At 35.6% G+C, this 360-nt stretch carries 1 pseudogene; it reads right to left on the bottom strand.

The features are described from left to right. Nucleotides 1–227: pseudogene (locus AY633_RS16745) on the bottom strand (23S rRNA (uracil(1939)-C(5))-methyltransferase RlmD); the annotation flags it as partial. Nucleotides 228–360: the final 133 nt, after the last annotated feature.

Below are 360 nucleotides of genomic sequence, written 5' to 3'. Positions count from 1 at the left end.
ATTTCAGTGTTCACTTGGTAGAATGAACGCGCTGAAATTTCATATTGATTTCCAAGCATGCTGTCAACAATCGTATCTTTTCCATAAAGTGTTCTAAAGTCATTACCAAAAATAGCATTGGTATTTTTATCGTTAATGTTTTGAACAACTGATTTCACCGCTGGAAATTCTGCAACAATTTGTTCGATGATTTGCTCGATACGGAAAATTTTCGGACGTGTTGTCACAAAGACAAGCATCATTTCACCAGAATAATGTCAACGACGAACCACCAAGTTACGAATTAAACCAGTTTGTTCTTTTTCATCGTATGGTTTAAGGTCAAAACGACGAAGCAAATCACGTGTGAAATTAATCAAG

The sequence above is a fragment of the Planococcus maritimus genome (assembly GCF_001592825.1).
GTDB lineage: Bacteria > Bacillota > Bacilli > Bacillales_A > Planococcaceae > Planococcus > Planococcus maritimus_C.
The sequence above is the reverse complement of the archived record's forward strand: the minus strand, read 5'-3'. Positions and strand labels throughout refer to the sequence as shown.